Genomic DNA, 17,949 nt, shown 5'->3' with positions numbered 1-17,949 from the left:
TTCTCCTCAACTATTATCCGAAGTTGCTGTATTCGATTCTTGCGCAATGGCATTCACAATCTTTGTAACGATAGAATGCGCCGCTCTTTTTGCCACCGCACGTCCCATCGGCGTACCATTATCCAATGTATCCGTTAGTGCCAATCGAACTTTACTGAGTCCAATTTCCTTACGATACCAATCCGGCATCAGATTCTTTTGAATTGCAACATAACAATCATCAAAAATTTCTGGATGCACAGCATTATGCAATGCTTCTCGAATAATCTCGTCCACTTTATCATCTGAAACATCTGAATCACGCACTTCTCTAATACTTGTTATCGGAACTTCTGTTTTCACAAACCGATCAACCATAGGCTTTTGTGTGTTCGCATAATTGCTTTTAATATATGCCATCTGGTGCTCAAGTTCCGGGAACAGCGTCCCTTCGTTGATGTTGTAAAAACTCAGTTCCTCTAAAATCGCATCTTTTCTTCCCGCTGGTATTCTAAAACTTTGAAGTTCAAATTCATCTTGGACATCACTATATGCCCGTTTAACAATGCTCTGTCCGAGTTTTTCTTTCAGCTGAACATTATATTTTCCGCAGATCAAAAAAGAGCCGCTTTGCCGTACCAATCTTTCATTATTCAAGTTGGAAATCACAAAATAATTTCTTTGAATAGTCGAAAGCAAGCTTTTGTACTCGCTTGCCTCGCACTCTTTTACCTCTTTATCTGTATAAATTCCATACTTGTTCAAATCCGAGAGCAGCTTTTCTAATGTATAATCGCCCGAAATTTCATGACTCGCTAAATATGCCAGCACTTTGATCTCTATGTCGCTATAGCTTTTTCCGTAATCGCGCTTATAATAGATTTTCCCATCGGTCGGCGGCAATAACGTAGTCTTTCCGTCAGTTATCTTTTTCTCTTGATTGTTTTGGCAGGCAAAATACAGTGCCACTAGCGGATTTTCCGTCACGTCCAACAGTCTTGTTGGCAACCCGTAGTGCTGCAATTTTGCGAGTTTTTCAAAATCTGTTGTCAATTTTCGAAAGTCATCAGGATTCCGTGTGTAAGCTGCGTTTATCAATTCTGCTTCATGTGGCAGCATCCCACCACGGAACACTCCCGGCATGACGTTCCATTCGTTGCTAGCCTGTCCACGGAAGAAATAGTGCTTTGTGCTCACTTCCGCGCCTTCTTCTTTCTTTATGGTTTCCTTTATATCAGAAATGTAGGTCAAGTAGCTATTAAGGTTTGTAACAACGCATTCCCTCGGATTTCTTGTCTTAGCATTATCAAAATCTTCCATATTATCCCTTCATTTCTTTTATAAACGATAATTTACTTGAGCAAATGCAGGCTCTTTACAAATCATGGTTTGTAGATTACCGTCCCTTCGGAGGTGTAATGCCCACGTCGTGGACTCAAACCGGCATTTATTCATTGGCAAACATCATCTACGGTGCGCCTTTTGCCTCCAAACAGTTTAACACTGAAGGCAATGGAAGGCCGATCATTCGTATTCGTGATTTGAAAGATCAGCAGTTTGCGACATATACAACCGAAGTGCATCCAAAAGGGTATCTATTGCACCCTGGAGATATTGTCGTTGGTATGGACGGTGAATTTCGTCCCTATATTTGGGGTAACGATGAAGCGTGGTTAAATCAGCGAGTATGCGTATTCGAGAACAAGCGTCCGAACGGAAAAGCATTCCTTTATTTTACAATCAAGCCCTTGCTTTTTGCGATTGAACAAACTCAGGTAGCTACAACTGTTATTCATATTGGAAAAAAGATTTTGATGCTTTTGAAATCATGCTCCCTGATACAGAATTATTGGATGCTTTCGATGTAATAACAACGCCCATGGTAGAGCAAATCGTTTCCAATAGCATTGAAAACAAACGACTTGCCATAATGCGTGATGCTTTGCTGCCAAAACTCATGTCTGGCGAGATTAATGTTTCCAATATCCAGCTTTAAGCCGCTAAATTATCGTTTATCTGTTGATCGCATTCAATTTTCCTATCGATTGCGTCCAAAATTGTTACAATCTTTCGCATTTCATCTTCTTTTGGAAAAGGAATCGGCATATCAACAAGAGTTTTAATATTAAGTGTTGCTTGAACAGTTGTATTTAGATTTTGCTCGATATATGCTTGCCCGGCAGGTGAATCAATATAGTACTTAACCCATTTGGAAAGCCAGTTTTCCTTTATATCAATCATTGCAACTGCACGAACCAAATTACACCCTCGAAAGCTTTTGGGAACAATCGCAGTTTTTCCAACAGTACCAACAACGCTTACAATCAGTTCGCCGCCTTCAAGTCTTGTTCTGGAATATTTTTCATCATTTTCTTTTGTTGTGACGTCCAATTCATCCTTTGAATGAAGTCCAGTAATCAGATTATTTACTTTTATAACCGGCACTCCATCCAAAATATTCTGACCCGGTTGAACGATGCCATATCCTATTTTTCTGTCCACAAGAGATCCCAAAGTTTTATATTCCATACCACATCACCTTATCCAATAAATTTCCTATGTGCCAATTTCACATTTTGTTGTTTTACCATTGCATAGTGCATCGTTGTGTCAATTTTCTGGTGTCCTAAAAGCTGCTGCACCTGTTCAATCGGCATTCCCTTGTCAATTGCTGATGTTGCCAATGTACGCCGGAACTTGTGCGGGTGCACCTTATTTAGCTTTAATCGCCGCCCCAATTCACGAAGCATCGTTTCCACACCACCGATCATCAATCGTTCGTGCGGCTCTTTCAGCGTCACAAAGAGTGCTGGATTGCTATCTGACCGTTCATCCAGATAATTTTGAAGGTGGATCTTCGTCCGTGCGTCAAAGTATACCAATCGTTCCTTGTTGCCCTTACCAAATACAACACATTCGCGCTCGTTGAAATTGATATCCTCCCGATTAAGTGTCACCAATTCCCCGACACGCATTCCAGAAGATGCCAGCAAATCAATAATCGCCAAATCTCGTACTGTTGAACAGTTGTCACGCATCAGCTCCAACGCTTCATCCGTATACGTTTCCTTGATGATTTTCGCAGTTTTTACTTTGTGAATCCTACGAACAGGGCTTTTCACAATAAAATCTTCATCTTCCAGCCACGAGAAGAAACTGGAAAGAATACGCCGGATATTATCAATCGTAACTTTGCTCGACCGCCGCCGTGTTTGATAATCCATCAGATATTTTCGCAAATCATCCGTTGTAATTTGCTGCGGTGATTTTCCCACACCATTCAGCATCGCTGCAATAGTTTTTGAATAATAGGTCAATGTTTTCTCGGAACAGCCCTCTATCCGTTTTGCCGTAATAAACGCTACTGCCGAATCTTGTTCCTCAGCCTTTGGCTGTTCTTCACCCATTTCAATTGTGACACCTTGAAATGACGCTTCCAGCACTGCTTTCAAATGCAGCAACTGTTCGTTATTGAGATACGGCAGCATTTTTCGCTGTATCTCGTTGATAATCTGATTTTTCATCGCCGTATCTCCTTATTACGATTTCAGAGAACGGCGGCAGTGGCAGTTTCTCCATAGAATCTCCCGCCACTGGTGAGAGTTATCGAAATTTAAGTAAACGATAATTTATATGCTCAGGTAAAAGCAATTTTTTCTGAGAACTTCCTTGACCTTGATTTTCTTCCAGATGGATGGAAAACTGGAAATCTTTTGGACATTGCAGACTATTTGAATGGGCTGGCAATGCAAAAATACCGTCCTAAAGATGGTGAAACAGGACTTCCCGTATTAAAAATCAAAGAATTAAGACAAGGTATTTGCGATGCCAGCAGCGAGCTTTGCTCACCCAGTATCAAGTCGGAGTATATTATTCATGATGGAGATATTATATTTTCTTGGTCGGGTAGTCTTTTGGTTGATATTTGGTGTGGCGGAACCTGTGGATTAAATCAGCATCTTTTCAAAGTGACCTCGAATAACTATGACAAGTGGTTCTATTATTTGTGGACAGCACATCATCTTGACAGATTCATTGCTGTTGCAGCAGATAAGGCAACAACTATGGGGCATATCAAAAGGGAAGAACTTGAAAAGGTAGAAGTAATTATTCCCTCTAAATACGATTATAAGCGAATTGGTGCCTCAATAAAACCACTTTTTGACTTGATTATTTCAAATCGAATTGAGGATCGAAAACTCACCGCTCTTAGAAATACCCTTTTGCCAAAGATTATGTCCGGGGAAATTGATGTGCGTGATATCCAGCTTTAAGCCGCTAAATTATCGTTTACCTTTGCATTACATCTAATTTTTTCGCTGATGCTATTTGCGAATCCAACGATACTTTTTCTTTCTCGCTCACTCGGAATCGGAATCATTAGCTTTTGTAAAAAATCTAAATCAAATTTTCCCGCTCCAATTCCTGTAACTCCAACCTTTGCCATCAAATAATCTTTTTGCGACAACAACCAATAAAATATAAACTCGTTTTCCACTTCTCCATATGAATCCAGACACTTTATATCTTGATTGAAAGCCACATCTTTTTCAACTCTAGCAATTGGTATTCCATTAAAAAGACCGCTTCCTCGTGTAAGAAGTAAGATGCTTCCCTTCGGCGCAATCTTGCTTCCAGCTTTTAGCCCTTCTTCTGTTATAAACAAATCAGATGTGTCGATATTCTCCGTTTTCAATGTCTTTGCACTAATCCAAGGAATAGTTCCACCCCAATAACCATCTCTTTTTTTACTCGGTGTTCCTCCTGATGCAAAAGATACAAGCTCACCAAGTGGGCGATATGTCCATTTAGATTTCATACCCAATCGCCCCCAACTTCTCCTTAATTTCTGCTTCCAGCTTATGTGACTGCTTGAACAAATCCGAAAGTTCAGAAGTCAGCCGAGCCATTTTTTCTTCAAACGATTCACCATCATCTTCCTGTTCCTCAACACCAACATAACGACCCGGCGTTAAAATATAATCCTGCTCTGCAATTTTCTCCGTATCAACAACTGCGCAGAAACCTTTTACATCTTCCAGTGTACCACTAACATAAGCATTGTAGGTATCGGCAATCTTTTTAATATCCTCATCGGCTAGTTCCCGCAACTTACGGCTCACCATAACGCCCATCTTCCGGGCATCAATAAACAGCGTTTTACCAGCCTGTTTCTTGCGCTTGGAGATAAACCAAAGCGAAACCGGAATCTGTGTGGTATAGAAAAGCTGTGTCGGCATGGCAATGATGCAATCCACAAGGTCAGCATTCACAATATTTTTGCGGATGTCACCTTCACCGCTAGACTGAGAGGAAAGAGAACCATTTGCAAGCACCATACCCATGCGGCCGCCCGGTGCAAGATGATAAATCATGTGCTGAAGCCATGCAAAGTTCGCGTTGCTTGCAGGCGGCATACCATACTGCCAGCGTACATCATCTTTGAGCTGCTCTGCGCCCCAATTCGACAGGTTGAAAGGGGGATTCGCCATAATATAGTCTGCCCGCATGGTCGGATGCTGATCATCGAGGAATGTGTCTGCTGCATACTTGCCAAGGTCGGGTTCAATGCCACGAATGGCAAGGTTCATCTGTGCCAGTTTCCATGTGGTCGGGTTGGAATCCTGTCCATAAATCGAGATATCGTTGATATTTCCACTATGGTTCTCTACAAATTTTGCAGACTGAACAAACATACCACCACTGCCGCAGCAAGGGTCATACACTCGTCCCTTAAACGGTTGCAGCACTTCTACCAGCGTCCGCACAACGCAGGACGGCGTAAAGAACTCGCCGCCGCGCTTGCCTTCCTGTTCTGCAAACATAGACAGGCAGTATTCATAAGTGCGTCCCAGAATATCCTTTTCGCTGCCATGTTCAATCATTTTGATGTTCGTAAACAGGTCAACGACTTCGCCCAACCGACGTTTATCCAGTTCCGGACGCGCAAAATTCTTTGGCAGAATATCTTTTAGGCGCGCGTTTTCTTTTTCGATAGCGCGCATTGCATCGTCAATTACCTGACCGATTTCCGGGTCATGTGCCTTTGCAGAAACATCGCTCCAACGCGCACCAGCAGGCACAAAGAAGATTCCCTCCGATGTGTACTCGTCACGATCTTCCTCAAAACCATCACCATCTGCAACTAACTGATTGTACTTTTCTTCAAAACGATCCGAAATATATTTCAAGAAAATCAGACCAAGAACAACGCCCTTATACTCCGAAGCATCCATGTTGCCCCGAAGTACACAGGCCGCATTCCAAATCTGTTTTTCAAATCCAATGTCGGCGGTGTTTTTCTCTGCCATAGCTCAGTACCTCCGTTTTGCTCAACAAATTCTGACTTGAGTATAACACAGATAGCTCGATTTTCCAATTTGTGCGCAAAATTTCTCTGCATATGCTTTTGTTTTTTGTCGGATAAGTCTTACTATCGCCACTTTACCGTAATAAATTTTCCAAAACCCTCTTGACGAATTTCACATACAGTGGTATTTTTCTTGTAAATCCCACCGTCTTTGTGGATTGGTTTGAAGCCACCCACAAAATGTGGTCGTGTTCATTTTGAACACTGCCTCACCGTGGATTATCCCTGAAAGATTTACCGCCCCGCAACACACCCGATTCATTTTGCCGCCGATTCACCCGACAAAATTTTTCGCCTGTCTTGCAGGGTGGTATTTTTCTTTACGGGAGTTGTACCTTGAAAATTTCATGAGCCGACCGAACGTGATACCGACTTTCCGTCAACGCCGCTGCACAAACAGGGGCAGGAACTTCGTTCGGAGCAAACGGTGACCCCATTACATGAGCAGCACCACCTCTACTTATTTTTGCGTCTTAACAATTCGGAAACATTTGTTGAAAATGCGTTTTGAGCGCAGCGGTAGAGGGCAAGAACCGTCCCGTGGCCACAAATTTTCAATTCTTGAAAATTTCCTGTCCATCCGGGACTTCACTTCTGCAATGCGTCTGCATTTCCGAAGTGATCTTGTTGGGGTAACGCTTGTCGGGGCAAGGCCCCTCCATCTTGCTTGCGCAAGACCGCGCTGCCGCTTAAAAGCCCCACTGGGGCTTTCATTGCTGCGCTGCGCTTCGCAAGCGCGGTCCAACCCCAAACCCTGCTCATCATTTGTGCCTAGCGGCACGAATGCAACGGCGTGTCGTGCTTTACATAACTTCACCGAGGAGTTATCGAACAGACAGGAGGTACAATGACCAAAACGAATGTTCAACCGACCCCTAGCATTCCCCAGCACCACGACACGCCGAACAACAAAACGCACATCATCAAGTTCCGTGTGACAGCGGAGGAAAAAACGTCACTGGAACTCACTTGCAAACTCCTGAATCTCTCCCTCTCCACTTTTATCCGCCGTGCCATCCACAACGTCAAGATCGAGAAAACGGTCATCGTTGCCGGTGGTGGCGAAGAAACCCTGACCGCCGTTTCCACCCTGCTTGCCCAGTGCAGCAAGGTGGGCGGCAACCTGAACCAGCTTGCAAGGCACTTCAATTCCGGCGGTGCAGACACCGAGCAGATCCGGGCGAAACTCCTTGACGAACTTGCAGACCTGACCGCATTTCGGCTCAACGCCGAGAAAGTTCTGGGTGAACTGTATGGCAACGCTCAAGCATATCGCCTCTAAAAACTCGGACTACGCCGCCATCGAAGCGTACCTCGTTTACCAGCATGATGCGTTCACCGGGAAGCAACTTCTGGATGAACAGGGCAGACCGAAGCTGCGAGAATCGTACATCCTCGATACACTTGAGTGCGGCGATTTCTCGTTTGCAATGGCCTGTCTACTGGCAAACCGCAAGTATGGCAAGAACACGCAGCATAGTGATATTAAGAGCCACCAGTATATCATCAGCTTTGACCCACGAGATGCAGCCGACAACGGCTTGACCATGGAAAAGGCACAGGCACTTGGCCTGAAATTCTGCGAAGAAAACTTCCCCGGTCATCCCGCCATCGTCTGCACTCACCCGGATGGGCACAACCATTCGGGAAACATCCACGTCCACATCGTGATCGGCAGCGTCCGAACACGAGAAGTGGAACGCAAGCCCTATATGCAGAAGCCCCGCGACTGGCATGAGGGCATGAAGCACTCCAGCACTGCCCAGACCATGCGGCACCTCCGTGTCGAGGTAATGGAGTTGTGCGAAAGTGCCGGACTGTACCAGATCGACCTGCTCAACGGCTCGAAGGAGCGCGTGAGCGAAGCTGAGTATTGGGTGCGCAGACGCGGCCAATTGAAACTTGACCGTGAAAACGCAGCCCTCACCGCAGATGGACAGCTGCCCCGGCAGAAGAAGTTTGAAACCGTAAAGGTCGCTTGTCGGGGCGAGGCCCCTCCATTTGCTGCGCAAACCGCTCGGTCACTCAAAAGCCCCACTGGGGCTTTTGTTGCTTCGCAAACGCGAACCCTGCGGAAACAGATTTCTTCAGTGCTGTACCGTGCCACGAGCTTTGAAGATTTTTCTGACAGGCTCATGCAGCAGTATGGTATTGCCGTCAAGGAAAGCCGTGGGTGTCTGAGCTATCTGCCCGCTGGCAGAACAAAGTTTATCCGAGCGAAACATCTCGGTGACAAGTTCGATAAGGCGGCAGTGTTTGTCACGTTGCAGGCAAACGCCGAATGCAAACCCAAGGCGCAGTTCAAGCAGGATACCATCGGGAAACTGATCGACATCCAGTCGAGGATGACCGAGGGCAAGGGCATCGGCTATAAGCGTTGGCTCACGAAACACAATCTCAAAGTTATGGCGCAGACAGTGAAGCTTCTGCAGGAAAAGGGCTTAACCGACGAGGACGCCCTGAACCAGCGCATCACCGAACTGGAAACCAAGTATCACGATTCGCTGGCGGTGGTGAAAGACCTCGAAGGTCGCATGAAATTCAACAAAGAGCTGCGCTATCACATCGCAGCCTATACCAGCACCAAGGGTATCGTACAGCAGTTCAATACTGTCAAACGACCCGCAGCCTTTGAGGAACAGCATCGTGCAGAGCTGACAGCATACCGGGCGGCAGCAGCCTATTTCAAGGCAAACAACATCACAAAGCTGCCCAGCCCGAAAAAGCTGGAAGCCGAGTATGCGCAGCTGGCATCCGAAAAGGCAAAGTTCTACGAGCAGTACAAGGAAGCTAAGGAAGAACTGCTCAAACTGAAAACCGCGAAGCAGAATGTTGCGTCCTTTTTCCGGGAGGAAGAACCGGCGCAGCAGGAGAGATAAAGGAGTGTGCGTATGATCAATCTGAAAATCGACCCGGAGTTTCAGTCCCAGATTCCTCCTCTGACCGATGATGAATTTAAGCAGCTTGAAGAAAATATCCTCAAGGAAGGCAAGCTGATTTCTCCTTTGATCGTGTGGAACAACACCCTTGTTGATGGTCACAACCGTTATGCGATTCTTCAGAAACATCCCGAAATCCGCTTTTCTACCATGCCGCTCCGCTTTGCAAATCGTGAGGAAGCACTCGCTTGGATTTACAAGAATCAGCTGGGGCGGCGCAATCTTTCCCCCGAACAAAAGCGTTACCTGCTGGGGAAGCAGTACGAATCTGAAAAGAAAGCCGAGAAAATCTTTCACGGCAATCAGTACACTTTAGCAAAGAAAAGTGGTGGTGATCACGGTGATAACCACCACTCCGGGAAGAAAACCTGCGACCGGATCGCAGAGGAAAGCAGTGTCAGCCGTGCCTCCGTTCTTCGTGCCAGCCACTATACACGAGGCATCGACATCGCAGATAATCTTTCTCCCGGCATTAAGAAAAAGGTCTTTTCCGGTGAGGTGAAATTCACCAACGATGAAATGTCCAAGCTTGTGCAGGCAAGTGTCGAGCATCGTTCAGATGTCCTTGCTCAAATCCTGCATCCAGAGGCATTGGAAGTGTTGGAATCTGCCAGCGCTGAATTTGAGCCTGAAAAAGCGGAACCCGTTCCCATGCCCACATCACAAACAGAAGAATTCCGGTGCTATCATGTACCGGACGAGTTTATGAAGGTTTACAAATCTTTGAGCCGTGCGACCGAAATGATGAAAAACTCATGGAAGAAAACGCTCAAAAACAATCCCAGCTATTTCACTGACCCGGAAAAGCAGAAGGTTCTCCGCTTCGCAATGCAGAGGCCTGCTAACTACCTGACTGAAATCGAAACCTATCTGGAAAAGGCTCTTGCAGAAGTCCTTGAAGAAGAAAAGACCGCATAACGACAGGCACTTGTAAGCCATCAACAAGTCCCCAGCCGCAAGTGCAGGGCGGAAAGCATCCGCGCCCTTGCGCCTGATAAAAAATGGAACTTTGATTTTCTTGCCCGGCTTTGCTGCGGTGGGACGATCAAAGGAGCGTGCGTTTGAACAAAAAGAAAAAGTCCACAAACACTTCCCCTATCCCGATGAAGCCATCGAACGTCTGGCACGGGCATTCTACCCGGCCATCCTTGCCTGCTGGAACAGTGAGGAAGGTCAGCGGGAGTTTGCCGCGTGGCAGGCGGAACAGGCTCATATTGCAACCAAAGAAAAACAGGAAGTTCCCGCTGGGGAACTCCCTGCCTTACTTATCGTGTGTGGATTTTTGCAGGGTGCGTCCGGGTGGGCGCACCCTGTTTTAGTTATAAATTAATAGCTATACACTTGTTTTTGCTGATGCTCCGCTTTTTCAGAGTTTTCTTTATAAATCAAAGAGAAAAAGTCTTAAGTATTAACACTTGGACTATTCAAAGCATACAATAGCTATTCACACCGACACAAGCTAGTGTCACATCATATAATATGCTTATTCAAGAAATCAAAGATTTGCTGTTGTGTTCATTATAATATTTTGCCAAATCTTTTGCGATAACATTGTAAGCAAATCGGTTTCCTTTTACCCTAGCACCAATCCACATAAGCATAAACTCAATTATAAAGACTGTGATTAATTTACATGAAAGCGGTCTTTTAATGTACCACGACAAGAAAACATACATAAATCCTATCCATAACATCATAATTGTCATGTCTCTAAGCAGCAAAAAATCACGCTGCGCCATATAGATTTGTGCTTGACTTTCATATTTTTGATATATCGCGTACCAGTATTGGTTCTGGATTTTTTCGCATTCCTTTTTGTCCTTGCAAGAATCGATTTGGGTATATAACTTCTCATAAACTTTTCTTGCTGTTTGCTTAGAAAAACGCTCATCTTTATTGTTTTTATCGATATCTAAGAAAATTGTATTTCCTGGAAGTCCTTTTATAGGCCAAATAACCTTGTCTTTTAGCCGTCCTTGAAGAATTGAATCAAAACAGAACACGAAAATGTAGATTATTGATGATATGATAGAGGATTCGAACAGTTCTGCTGCTGCCTTCCAAAGATCACTCGAACTCATAAGCTGTACGATATTATCAACAATCCCGGTTTCCATAAGAATCAGGAGAATATTTCCCAATACAAATGATTTCAATTCCTTTTCTCTGTAATTTTTGAGATCGCTATCCATGATATCAATTGCTCCATTCTTCTACATAGTCAGAGAACTCAATTGACTTCAGCCCTACCCATCTGCGATCAGGCATTTTACCATTGTGATGGCATATTACATTGCCATTTGTTTTATATATGGTAACACCACGTCTAATATATGCATTGGTAACCATTTTCAATGGGTGACTTGAATTCTGGGCTACGGAAGCAAATGCTACTTTATTTCGAGAGCTACCTTTTTCAATCTTTTCTCCTAGCATCCGGTTTAATACTGATGGACTCACATTGTGTCGTCCTCCATGATGAGGAACTTGGTAAAAAGAAATATCCTCTACAATGTTTTCGCCAATTTTTTCCATATAATCAATTGCTCTATTTAATGAACCAATACCTGCATCACCTGTAAGGATGAAACCAGAGCCATCCACTTTTCCCCTTAGAATTACACTCGTTTCATTTTCTGCTGAAGTCGTTTCACTTTCTCTAAGCGTTTCGATATCCCATGTTTCAAGAATATTTAGTGCAAAATCTTTAACCGACTCCAGAAACTTTAGAAGTGTTCCATCATGTTGAAGCGCTGAGCTCATTTCAAGAGGTGTCTTTTCTGAGGACACCAAAAGGCTTAAATAGTATTGCTTTTCAGGGAGAGTATCAACAACTCATCTTCGATATGAGTTCCCTCGAACGCCTCATAAATTGGAATGTTTTTTTCTTTAGCCATATCCTCAATATCAGCAATCGTTTTATATTTTTCTCTCAATCTCCTTGCAAGACTTTCTTTTGTAATGCGTCCATCATTAATTTTATCAAAAAGGTCATCTACGTATTTCCACGGGCGATTCATATAAATCTTTTTTACGCTGAAATTCTCTAAAACTTTTTTTATTCCAATTGTATGGTCTTGGTCTGGATGAGTTATAACTATAAAATCAACCGATTTTTCGGTGATGTCTTTTATATTAAGTTCATCATTGAAATAATATTGGTTCATGTGTGCAACCAGAGCATCACCATGTGCCTCAAATCCACCATCGACGACACCTATTTTGTAAGTTGCTGTTCCGTCGAATGATACTCCAGACCTCCAACGCATGCAAATTGCATCGGCATCTTTTGTGCTTTTCTCTGAGTTCACACCTATAAAATCGATTTCATACGCCATTTCAAAGTCTCCATTCTGGTGCTTTGCTTTAATCGTCTTGTGATTTTTAATTTTCTGTGCCAAGTATATCATAGTCCTATATAAAAGGTCAACTTTTTAACTAATATCACTGAACGTCTATACATCCAAAACTAGCGCTCGAAAATTAAGAAGCCTTTTAAATAACGGATTTATGGACACCTGCATTGAGCTTTCCGAAGAAAACAAATAATCCGAACCCATCTCCTATCGGAAACAAGTTCGGATTATTTTTCTTTGGTCCGAGTGGCGAGAATCGAACTCACGGCCTCTTGAACCCCATTCAAGCGCGCTACCAAAACTGCGCTACACCCGGATATCTGCAAGCGGTTATCGCTCACAGCTCAATTAGTATACTTGATTCAGGGTGTTTTGTCAAGCTTTTTCTGCCAAGTTTTTTCAAATAAATTTTCAAAAATCCGGCTCGTTTTCCTGCAGCGGCTGATCCCTTGCGGGAAACATTTCAAATTCAACAGTGGCAAGTGCAATTGCAAACACACTCTCGGCACCGGCTGCCAGCAGCGCCTGTGTGCAGGCTGCTGCCGTGGCACCGGTAGTGATCACATCGTCTACCAAAAGCACCTTTCTGCCCTCCACAAGTTCCGTGTCCGTCACCCGGAAGGCACCCGCCACATTGGCAAGGCGCTGCTCAAAGGGCAGGCCCGCCTGATGCCGCTTTGCACGAGTGCGGCCCAGTGCTTTCGGGTACAGCGGTATCCCCAGTGCGCGGGCCAGCGGCACCGCCATGAGCTGCGGCACATTGTAGCCGCGTGCTCTGCCGGATGCCGGTACGGGAACGATGCAGTCGTACCCAAGGGACATGCCTTCCACAAGCTCCGGCACCGGTTCTGCACCGGCCATATGCATCTCGCTGCCAAAGGCCAGCTTTGCCAGCCAGAGGCCCAGCTCCACCGCCGCCCACGGTGCAGCATGGTATTTTGTATGCAGGATGCCGCGCCGCACACAGCCCTCATACCGGAACGGTGCTGCTGCACCGGTCAGTTCCCCTAAATAATGCTGAGAAGCGTCCAGCCGCATTCCCGGCTTCCTGCGCAGCTCTTCCAGCTCCGCGGCACAATCCGGGCAGATGGGCACACTGCCCAGCACCCGATCACAAAACGGGCAGCGGCGCGGATACACCAGCTGTCTTGCCCCGCGCAGAATGCGGCGCGGGACGCTGTAATAATCCATCAGTCCTTTTTGACGGCCACGATCACACGCACGCGCTTGCCCGCAGCACAGCCAAAGTTATCGTACCAGCCGGTCAGGTAGTAGCCCTCCGAGTTGACCTCGGTCAGCTTGGTGGCGTAGTACTGACCCTTGTACCACAGATACACCTGTGCGTCGTCCGCCATCTCAAAGCGGGTGCCGTTGCTCATGACCGACGCTGCACCCACCTGATCGATCTTCATGGGCATGAGCTGGACCATCGTCCGCACGCTGCCGGTCGTCTCTCTGCGGGCTGCAACACCACCTACCAGCACCGGATATTTGACGTTGGTGGTGAAAGCTACCTGCGAACCATTGACATAGCACACATAGGTAGCACCGCCGCCAATATAGCGGAAGATGGACGCATACGGTTCGCCTACAAGGCTGCCCACCTGCCGCAGACCAAGGCTGAGCAGGCTATCCGTGTTGGCTGTGATCTTCTGCCACAGAGTGGAGAGGATGTCGCCGTTGATCACACCCCACAGCACTTCGCTGGTGGTGGGCACCAGAACATCCTTCAGGTCGTCCACGATCTTATCCTGCGTATCCGTGCTGTCGCTCTTGCCGGTGAAAATGATCTTGGCCAGCGTCTGCAGTTCCGAGTAGTTGACTGCCACATTCTTGATATCATCCAGCACGCCGTAGGTCCACAGGTCGCCGGTGACATCATTCAGGATCAGGCGGTCGATCTCGCCCTTCTCATTCAGCGTATAGTAGCGGACGTTCAGAAGATTCAGGTCTGTTCCCGCTAGGCGGCTGGGACGAACCGTCCCAGCCACACCCTCCGCAGTTGTATCCAGAATCTGTACATCGTCGGCAAGGGCATAGCTGCCCAGTGCCGTTGCATCTGCATTGACCTTGCCGGTAACGGCCTTGTTCTCGATGCCGCTCACGGACTCGCCTTCCGGCGTTACACGGATCTCTACCAGCCAGCCCTTGGGGTAGTTCAGGCTTTTGTCCACATTCACAGTGCGCTGAACACCATCGGTGCACATGACAGCCACGCGCTGCAGCACATCCGCGCCGTTATCTTCCACAAGGCTGCGGGCTGCGCCCTGCACCACGCCGTAGAACACCTCGTCGGCCTCTGCGCCGGTAATAACATCCGCCGCCTCATTGTTCATGCCCAGCAGCAGAGTGACCACTTCGCCCACACCGCCGCCGTTCAGGCTGGACACCTTGGAAGCCACTGCTGTGCTGCCCAGCTGATAGCTGGTGCCCGCCACGGTAATGGCCGTGGGTGCGCTGGCGCTGGGCGAAACGGCAGTGATGCGGCCTGCTGCTTTGCGGGTGTAGATCCATACAGTCTGCAGACTTTCGCTGTAATAATACACATCGTAGCGGTTCAGCTCTGCAGAAGCCGAGACCTTATCGTTGCGGTAGATGCTCACCGGCGTAAAAGGCAGCTGGGTGCCTTCCGCTGCCACAAAGGGTCCCTTCAGGCTCTTGAGCATTACCGTGGAGGTGTCCACCTGACCGTTCGAAACCGTAAAGCCCAGGCTGGTACCATAGGCGCTGCCAGAGGCGGTGTTTGCCGTGAGGGTGTTATACAGCAGCAAAGCACAATCCTCATAGTTCATGGCCTCGCTCTGGCTGCGGTTCAGCTGGTTACGCAGGCCCAGTTCCTGCGCCTTGTTCAGCTGTGCCGTCGGGAACACGCCGTTGAGGTCGGTCATTTTATAGCCCAGCAGCTTGAGCGCTGCGGTGCAGGCTTCTTCCAGCGTGACCGTATTATCCGGGCGGAATGTACCATCAGTATAGCCGTTTATCCAGCCCTGCTGCACCGCAATGCGCACATAGGGTGCCCACTGAGAGCTGCCGGGCACATCCTTATACAGTGTGCCCAGATTGCCCTGCTGGCTGGCGCTTTCGCGGTAGGCCGAAAAGGAGACCAGCATCTTGGCAAATGCACCGCGGGTGACGGCAGCATCCAGACTGCCGGTCTGGCTGGTATCCATAGCGCCCAGCGTGATGGCCGTCTGGATGGCCGAGTTGTTCAGGCTGGCCGCCGATGCCGGAAGCACCAGCACGGATACAGCCAGGCATGCTGCAAGCAGACATGCGAAGAGACGTTTTTTCATAGGTATATTCCCCTTCCTTGGTGTTTTGCAGTCCGGCGCAACGCCGGCAGAGAAGAGTTCAGTCATAGCGCAATGCTTCAATGGGGTTGAGCCGCGCTGCGCGCTTTGCGGGCAGGTAGCCGAACAGCACGCCAATCCCCACCGAGATGCCAAAGGCCACTGCGATGGAATTGAAGGACGGGCTGACCGTGACCGTTGTGCCGCTGGTGAACATGGGCAGCACCTTGTTTGCTCCCATGGATACGATGTAGCCCAGTGCAATGCCCAGTGCGCCGCCGAGGGCCGAGGTGGTGGCTGCTTCCACCACGAACTGCGACAGAATGGTGCGTTCCTTGGCACCCAGTGCCTTGCGAATGCCGATCTCGCGGGTGCGCTCAGTCACCGACACCAGCATGATGTTCATGATGCCAATGCCGCCCACCAGCAGCGAAATGCTGGCAATGCCGGTCAGGATCACAATGACCATGTTGATCATGTTGTTCATTTCCTCCAGCCACTCGCTGGCGCTGTAGACATAGTAGCCGTTATCCGAGCCAAGCAGGCGCTGCAGTTCGCTTTCCACCGCAGACTTTGCTTCGTTGGCGCGGCCCTCATCCTCCATGACCGCGGCATAGTTGTTCACCGTGCTCTGGCTGGAAAGACGCATGGCCGTGGTATAGGGCAGGTAAACGCAGTCGTCATCGCTGCCCTGCTGCATGTCCGGATCGCTGACTTTGGCCGCCAGCACGCCCACGATGCGGAACTTGTTGGCACCGATCTTGAGCGTCTGGCCAAGGCCGTTGCCGCCAAAGGCCACACGGTTGAGGTAATCGCCGATGATGCACACATGCTTGTTATCCTTCATATCCATGTACTGCAGGCCGCGTCCCTGCGCGATCTGGTAATTTTTCATGGCGGAATAGTTCTCGTCCACGCCGCTGATGTTGGACCAGCGGTAGCTGGTAGTGCCGATCTTCAGCGTGCCGCTGCCGCTGAAATCGATCTGCGGCGAAATGGACTGGATCAGCTCCGGGTACTCCGTGGGCAGCTTGTACATTTCCTCCACCGAAACGGTGCGTGAGCCGTTGCCCCACACCTGCACCGAAAGGGTGTTGGTACCCAGTGCCGAAAAGCTGTCGCGCATGCTTTTGGTCATGCCGTTGCCCAAGCCCACGATGACGATGACTGCCATAACACCGATGATGATGCCCAGCATGGTAAGGAAGGTGCGCAGTTTGTTGCTCCACACGTTCTGGATGGCCTGACGGAAGGTTTCAATAATCATGCTTTCTCCTCCTCATCCGGCGTTTCCGGCAGCAGCGTGGGCTGCACCACGGCTTCCGGTGCATGGGCATCGCCATCGTAGACCACCCGCCCGTCCTCCAGACGGATGATGCGGTCTGCCTGCACCGCAATGGAATTATCGTGGGTGATGAGCACCACGGTGTGGCCCTCATCGTGCATCTGCTGCAGCATTCCCAGCACTTCGCGGCCGGTGTGGCTGTCCAGTGCGCCGGTAGGCTCGTCGGCCAGAATGACCGCCGGGTTCCGCACCAGCGCCCGAGCGATGGAAACACGCTGCTGCTGGCCGCCGGAAAGCTGGTTGGGGCGGTTCCTGAGCTTATCGCCCAGACCCACCTGCTCCAGCACCTCTTTGGCCCGGGCGTGGCGCTCGGCGCGGCCGATGCCCGCATACACCAGCGGCACCTCCACGTTCTCCATCAGGTTGAGCCTTGGCAAAAGGTTGTACTGCTGGAAGATGAAACCCAGCATCTCGTTGCGGACGGATGCCAGCTCATTGCGGCTCATCCTGCCAACGTCTTTTCCGTTCAGGCGGTAGGTGCCGTGGGTGGGCACATCCAGACATCCGATGATGTTCATGCAGGTGGATTTGCCGGAGCCGGACTGGCCCACGATGGCCACGAACTCGCCTTTTTCGATTTTCATGGTGATGTGGTCTGCAGCTTTTACCGTGGTGTCACCCATCTGGTAATACTTGCACACCTCATCAAACTCGATCAGAGCGCTCATGC

The 17,949-nt window shown here is 48.2% G+C and carries 18 protein-coding genes and 1 tRNA gene; 6 read left to right on the top strand and 13 right to left on the bottom strand.

Going from position 1 to position 17,949, the window contains the following annotated elements; translation table 11 throughout:
- Positions 1-6 precede the first annotated feature (6 nt).
- Positions 7-1,299, bottom strand: coding sequence for an FRG domain-containing protein (locus PXT33_RS05760; protein WP_332376081.1), 1,293 nt, complete (start codon positions 1,297-1,299; stop codon positions 7-9).
- 98 nt (positions 1,300-1,397) lie between these two features.
- Between PXT33_RS05760 and PXT33_RS05755 the strand changes: the two genes are divergently transcribed.
- Positions 1,398-1,847: a restriction endonuclease subunit S gene (locus PXT33_RS05755; protein ID WP_347070525.1), complete on the top strand. Its 450-nt coding sequence runs from the start codon at positions 1,398-1,400 to the stop codon at positions 1,845-1,847.
- Positions 1,848-1,971: 124 nt separating this feature from the next.
- Here PXT33_RS05755 and PXT33_RS05750 read toward each other — a convergent pair whose 3' ends face one another.
- Entirely contained in the window at positions 1,972-2,508 is a 537-nt protein-coding gene (locus PXT33_RS05750) for a restriction endonuclease subunit S (RefSeq protein ID WP_332376079.1), read from the bottom strand.
- An 11-nt stretch (positions 2,509-2,519) separates the two neighbouring features.
- On the bottom strand, positions 2,520-3,503 hold the full coding sequence (xerA, locus tag PXT33_RS05745; protein WP_332376078.1) for a site-specific tyrosine recombinase/integron integrase: 984 nt from the start codon (positions 3,501-3,503) through the stop codon (positions 2,520-2,522).
- Positions 3,504-3,692: 189 nt separating this feature from the next.
- On the opposite strand from xerA, the gene PXT33_RS05740 reads away from it, so the two are divergent.
- The gene (locus PXT33_RS05740) at positions 3,693-4,253 is read left to right on the top strand and encodes a restriction endonuclease subunit S (protein ID WP_347070524.1); all 561 of its coding nucleotides are present in this window, start codon (positions 3,693-3,695) and stop codon (positions 4,251-4,253) included.
- Here the strand turns inward: PXT33_RS05740 and PXT33_RS05735 are convergent.
- Both PXT33_RS05735 and PXT33_RS05730 read right to left on the bottom strand, forming a co-directional pair.
- Positions 4,250-4,798, bottom strand: a complete 549-nt coding sequence (locus tag PXT33_RS05735; protein WP_332376077.1) for a restriction endonuclease subunit S — start codon at positions 4,796-4,798, stop codon at positions 4,250-4,252. The genes PXT33_RS05740 and PXT33_RS05735 overlap by 4 nt on opposite strands.
- Positions 4,788-6,290 carry a type I restriction-modification system subunit M gene (locus PXT33_RS05730; RefSeq protein WP_291016021.1) on the bottom strand — a complete coding sequence of 501 codons (1,503 nt, stop codon included), beginning with the start codon at positions 6,288-6,290 and terminating at the stop codon, positions 4,788-4,790. Before PXT33_RS05730 ends, PXT33_RS05735 begins: the two co-directional genes overlap by 11 nt.
- A 906-nt stretch (positions 6,291-7,196) precedes the next feature.
- On the opposite strand from PXT33_RS05730, the gene PXT33_RS05725 reads away from it, so the two are divergent.
- From PXT33_RS05725 to PXT33_RS05710, 4 genes are all read left to right on the top strand, one after another.
- A complete protein-coding gene (locus PXT33_RS05725; protein WP_332376076.1) occupies positions 7,197-7,631 on the top strand; it encodes a plasmid mobilization protein in 435 nt (144 codons plus the stop codon).
- Positions 7,603-9,228 carry a relaxase/mobilization nuclease domain-containing protein gene (locus tag PXT33_RS05720; RefSeq protein ID WP_332376075.1) on the top strand — a complete coding sequence of 542 codons (1,626 nt, stop codon included), beginning with the start codon at positions 7,603-7,605 and terminating at the stop codon, positions 9,226-9,228. The genes PXT33_RS05725 and PXT33_RS05720 overlap by 29 nt, the downstream gene beginning before the upstream one ends.
- A gap of 12 nt (positions 9,229-9,240) precedes the next feature.
- The gene (locus tag PXT33_RS05715; protein ID WP_332376074.1) at positions 9,241-10,206 is read left to right on the top strand and encodes a hypothetical protein; all 966 of its coding nucleotides are present in this window, start codon (positions 9,241-9,243) and stop codon (positions 10,204-10,206) included.
- Positions 10,207-10,273: 67 nt separating this feature from the next.
- Positions 10,274-10,618: a transposase gene (locus tag PXT33_RS05710; RefSeq protein ID WP_347070523.1), complete on the top strand. Its 345-nt coding sequence runs from the start codon at positions 10,274-10,276 to the stop codon at positions 10,616-10,618.
- 157 nt (positions 10,619-10,775) lie between these two features.
- On the opposite strand, the gene PXT33_RS05705 is transcribed toward PXT33_RS05710, so the two are convergent.
- The 8 genes from PXT33_RS05705 to PXT33_RS05670 form a co-directional block, all read right to left on the bottom strand.
- Entirely contained in the window at positions 10,776-11,480 is a 705-nt protein-coding gene (locus PXT33_RS05705; protein WP_298638831.1) for a hypothetical protein, read from the bottom strand.
- Between the two features lie 4 nt (positions 11,481-11,484).
- Positions 11,485-12,051, bottom strand: a complete 567-nt coding sequence (locus PXT33_RS05700) for a hypothetical protein (RefSeq protein ID WP_347070522.1) — start codon at positions 12,049-12,051, stop codon at positions 11,485-11,487.
- Positions 12,052-12,086: 35 nt separating this feature from the next.
- Complete coding sequence (locus PXT33_RS05695; RefSeq protein ID WP_347070521.1) at positions 12,087-12,689, bottom strand: MBL fold metallo-hydrolase; 603 nt, start codon at positions 12,687-12,689, stop codon at positions 12,087-12,089.
- A 193-nt stretch (positions 12,690-12,882) separates the two neighbouring features.
- Positions 12,883-12,960 (bottom strand) — tRNA-Pro (locus PXT33_RS05690).
- 95 nt (positions 12,961-13,055) lie between these two features.
- Complete coding sequence (locus PXT33_RS05685) at positions 13,056-13,835, bottom strand: phosphoribosyltransferase family protein (protein WP_332376072.1); 780 nt, start codon at positions 13,833-13,835, stop codon at positions 13,056-13,058.
- Positions 13,835-15,937 (bottom strand): S-layer homology domain-containing protein, encoded by a 2,103-nt coding sequence (locus tag PXT33_RS05680; RefSeq protein ID WP_332376071.1) that lies wholly within the window; start codon positions 15,935-15,937, stop codon positions 13,835-13,837. Before PXT33_RS05680 ends, PXT33_RS05685 begins: the two co-directional genes overlap by 1 nt.
- A gap of 58 nt (positions 15,938-15,995) precedes the next feature.
- Positions 15,996-17,201 (bottom strand): ABC transporter permease, encoded by a 1,206-nt coding sequence (locus PXT33_RS05675; RefSeq protein WP_332376070.1) that lies wholly within the window; start codon positions 17,199-17,201, stop codon positions 15,996-15,998.
- On the bottom strand, positions 17,198-17,947 hold the full coding sequence (locus tag PXT33_RS05670) for an ABC transporter ATP-binding protein (RefSeq protein ID WP_097774684.1): 750 nt from the start codon (positions 17,945-17,947) through the stop codon (positions 17,198-17,200). Before PXT33_RS05670 ends, PXT33_RS05675 begins: the two co-directional genes overlap by 4 nt.
- Positions 17,948-17,949 lie beyond the last annotated feature (2 nt).

The organism is Faecalibacterium taiwanense (genome assembly GCF_036632915.2).
Classification (GTDB): domain Bacteria; phylum Bacillota; class Clostridia; order Oscillospirales; family Ruminococcaceae; genus Faecalibacterium; species Faecalibacterium taiwanense.
This window is presented reverse-complemented; position numbering and strand designations above follow the sequence as displayed.

What these genes read in the sequence shown, in the direction of transcription:
- PXT33_RS05760 (WP_332376081.1), bottom strand. Translation starts at nt 1,299, where the DNA reads ATGGAAGATTTTGATAATGCTAAGACAAGAAATCCGAGGGAATGCGTT.
- PXT33_RS05755 (WP_347070525.1), top strand. Translation starts at nt 1,398, where the DNA reads ATGCCCACGTCGTGGACTCAAACCGGCATTTATTCATTGGCAAACATC.
- PXT33_RS05750 (WP_332376079.1), bottom strand. Translation starts at nt 2,508, where the DNA reads ATGGAATATAAAACTTTGGGATCTCTTGTGGACAGAAAAATAGGATAT.
- xerA (WP_332376078.1), bottom strand. Translation starts at nt 3,503, where the DNA reads ATGAAAAATCAGATTATCAACGAGATACAGCGAAAAATGCTGCCGTAT.
- PXT33_RS05735 (WP_332376077.1), bottom strand. Translation starts at nt 4,798, where the DNA reads ATGAAATCTAAATGGACATATCGCCCACTTGGTGAGCTTGTATCTTTT.
- PXT33_RS05730 (WP_291016021.1), bottom strand. Translation starts at nt 6,290, where the DNA reads ATGGCAGAGAAAAACACCGCCGACATTGGATTTGAAAAACAGATTTGG.
- PXT33_RS05725 (WP_332376076.1), top strand. Translation starts at nt 7,197, where the DNA reads ATGACCAAAACGAATGTTCAACCGACCCCTAGCATTCCCCAGCACCAC.
- PXT33_RS05720 (WP_332376075.1), top strand. Translation starts at nt 7,603, where the DNA reads ATGGCAACGCTCAAGCATATCGCCTCTAAAAACTCGGACTACGCCGCC.
- PXT33_RS05715 (WP_332376074.1), top strand. Translation starts at nt 9,241, where the DNA reads ATGATCAATCTGAAAATCGACCCGGAGTTTCAGTCCCAGATTCCTCCT.
- PXT33_RS05705 (WP_298638831.1), bottom strand. Translation starts at nt 11,480, where the DNA reads ATGGATAGCGATCTCAAAAATTACAGAGAAAAGGAATTGAAATCATTT.
- PXT33_RS05700 (WP_347070522.1), bottom strand. Translation starts at nt 12,051, where the DNA reads ATGAGCTCAGCGCTTCAACATGATGGAACACTTCTAAAGTTTCTGGAG.
- PXT33_RS05685 (WP_332376072.1), bottom strand. Translation starts at nt 13,835, where the DNA reads ATGGATTATTACAGCGTCCCGCGCCGCATTCTGCGCGGGGCAAGACAG.
- PXT33_RS05680 (WP_332376071.1), bottom strand. Translation starts at nt 15,937, where the DNA reads ATGAAAAAACGTCTCTTCGCATGTCTGCTTGCAGCATGCCTGGCTGTA.
- PXT33_RS05675 (WP_332376070.1), bottom strand. Translation starts at nt 17,201, where the DNA reads ATGATTATTGAAACCTTCCGTCAGGCCATCCAGAACGTGTGGAGCAAC.
- PXT33_RS05670 (WP_097774684.1), bottom strand. Translation starts at nt 17,947, where the DNA reads ATGAGCGCTCTGATCGAGTTTGATGAGGTGTGCAAGTATTACCAGATG.